We start from the raw sequence: 2,613 nt of genomic DNA on the forward strand, positions 1-2,613 counted from the left end.
GACGGCCGACCGGGCCCGGGAACTGGCGGTGGCGTACGCCGAGGCGCTGAGCCTGCTCCGCCCCGAGCTGGCGCTCGTGCCGCCGCGCTCTCGCCCGCCGACGCCTGGCAGCGGGCCGAGCGGCTGTTCTGCGGGGCGGTCGGGCCGGACGGCGAGCGGTGCGCCGACGTCGCCGGCCATCCGGGCTTCCACCACGCCCCCGGTCCGGGTGGTCTCGGCTGGGGCGACGGTGATCTGTGAGCGCCGCCGGGAGGTGACGCACCGTCCCGGCGGCGGAGCGCCGCGGTCAGTCCAGGTCGAACTCGCCGTCCTGGGCGCCCGCGACGAACGCGTCCCACTCGGCCTGGGTGAAGACCAGCACCGGCCCGTCCGGCTCGGCCGAGTTGCGCATGCCGATCAGATCGTCGACGAAGGCCACCTCGACCGCGCTGTCGGAGGTGTCGCCCTCGGCCCGCTGCCAGACCGCCCGGGTGAGGTCGAAGTCGCCCTTGGGGTGCTGACCCATCGTTGTTCCTCCATCGCCATGCCTCACGGGAAGCCCGTCCGGATCCCCATCGGGCAGGATAAGCGGATGCCAAGCCTGACCCGTGTAGAGGCGACCGCGCGTGGCGCGTTGATTACCGTCGAGTCCTACCAGGTGGACCTCGACCTGACCGGTACCGGCGAGCGGTTCCGCTCCGCCGTCACCATCCGGTTCCGGGCCACCCCCGGCGCCGAGACCTTCGCCGAGGTCAAACCCGCCGGCCTGATCGAGGCGCGGCTGAACGACCGGGAGCTCGACCCCGCCGCGCTGGCCGACAACCGGCTGCCACTGACCGGCCTGGCCGCGGAGAACACGCTGACCGTCCGCGCCGAGATGGCGTACTCGAACACCGGCGAGGGGATCCACCGCTTCGTCGACCCGGCCGACGGCGAGACGTACCTGTATGCGATGTCGTTCCTCGACGACGTGCAGCGCATCTTCGCCGCGTTCGACCAGCCGGACCTGAAGGCGCCGGTCACGCTCTCGCTCACCGCCCCGCCGGAGTGGACGGTCGCAGCCAACGGCCAGGTCGCCGCCCGGCCCGCGCCGGGGCGCTGGGAGTTCGCCCCGACCGCGCCGCTGGCGACGTACTTCTTCACGCTGATCGCCGGGCCGTGGCACGTCCGGCACGACGAGCACGACGGCATCCCGCTCGGCGTGTACTGCCGGCGCTCCCTCGCCGCCCACCTGGACGCCGACGCCGACGAGATCTTCACCGTCACCAGGCAGTGCCTCGACCGGTTCCATCAGCTCTTCGCCGAGCGCTACCCGTTCGGCAAGTACGACCAGGCGTTCGTGCCCGAGTTCAACGCCGGCGCGATGGAGAACCCGGGCCTGGTGACCCTGCGGGACGACTACGTCTTCCGCTCCGCGGTCACCGACACCCAGCGCGAGCTGCGCGCCACCACCATCGCCCACGAGATGGCGCACATGTGGTTCGGCGACCTGGTGACCATGCGCTGGTGGGACGACCTCTGGCTGAACGAGTCCTTCGCGGAGTACCTGGGCACCCGGGTGACCGCCGAGGCCACCCGCTTCGACCAGGCGTGGACGACCTTCGCCATGCGCCGCAAGGCCTGGGGGTACGCGGCCGACCAGCGGCCCTCCACCCACCCCGTCGCGCCGGAGGAGGTCGCGGACGCCGCGCAGGGGCTGCTCAACTTCGACGGCATCTCGTACGCCAAGGGCGCCAGCGTGCTGCGGCAGCTCGTCGCCTGGCTCGGCGACGGCGTCTTCCTGGCCGGGCTGAACGCGCACTTCGCCGCGCACCGGTTCGGCAACGCCACCCTGGCCGACCTGCTCGCCAGCCTCAGCGCCGCCAGCGGGCGGGACCTCACCGACTGGGCCGAGCGCTGGTTGCGCCGCCCCCAGGTGAACACGCTGCGGATGGAGACGGCGGTGGACGTCGACGGCCGGTGGACCGAGGCGGCGGTGGTGCAGACCGCGCCGGAGGCGTACCCGGTGCTGCGCCCGCACCGCATCGGCGTCGGCCGGTACGCCGCCGACGGCACCGCCAGCCGGTTCGAGGTGGACCTGGACCCGGACGCCGACAAGGGTCGTACCGAGCTGGACCGACTGGTCGGCGAGGCCGCCACCGGCCTGCTGCTGCCCAACGCCGGTGACCTGACCTTCGCCAAGATCCGCCTCGACCCGGCCTCCGCCGACGCGGTGCCGATGGTGCTGCCGGCGCTGGCCGACCCGCTGGCCCGGGCGCTGCTCTGGGGTGAGGCGCTCGACGCGGCCACCGACGGGGAGCGGCCCGTCGCCGCCCTCGTGGCGTTGATCGCGGCGGCGCTGCCCGCCGAGACCGAGGTGATCATCGCGGAGGACGTGCTCACCCTCAGCCGCGGCCTGATCGACCGCTACCTGGACCCGCTGGCCCGCGACGCGGCCCTGCTGCGGGTCGCCGGGGCCTGCGCGACGCTGCTCGCCGGGGCGCCGCCCGGCGGGTCGCTCCAGCTCGCCGCGGCCCGGGGCCTGATCTCGTCGACCACCGACACCGCGCTGCTCGGCGGCTGGCTGGCCGGCGACGGCGTGCCGGCGGGGCTCGCCGTGGACGCCGACCTGCGCTGGGCGCTGCTGCTGCGCCT

2 protein-coding genes and 1 pseudogene are annotated in these 2,613 nt (G+C 74.1%); 2 read left to right on the forward strand and 1 reads right to left on the reverse strand.

Annotated features, from left to right (window positions below):
* A pseudogene (locus JNW87_RS37345) lies at positions 1-240 on the forward strand (hypothetical protein); the annotation flags it as partial.
* A 46-nt stretch (positions 241-286) separates the two neighbouring features.
* Here JNW87_RS37345 and JNW87_RS37350 read toward each other — a convergent pair.
* Positions 287-505 (reverse strand): DUF397 domain-containing protein, encoded by a 219-nt coding sequence (locus tag JNW87_RS37350; protein WP_089013001.1) that lies wholly within the window; start codon positions 503-505, stop codon positions 287-289.
* 66 nt (positions 506-571) lie between these two features.
* On the opposite strand from JNW87_RS37350, the gene pepN reads away from it, so the two are divergent.
* Positions 572-2,613, forward strand: a 2,042-nt coding sequence (gene pepN, locus JNW87_RS37355; RefSeq protein ID WP_238455345.1) for an aminopeptidase N, incomplete at its 3' end; no start/stop codon positions are given.

It is taken from the genome of Micromonospora sp. ATA51 (genome assembly GCF_016802855.1).
Lineage (GTDB): Bacteria > Actinomycetota > Actinomycetes > Mycobacteriales > Micromonosporaceae > Micromonospora > Micromonospora sicca.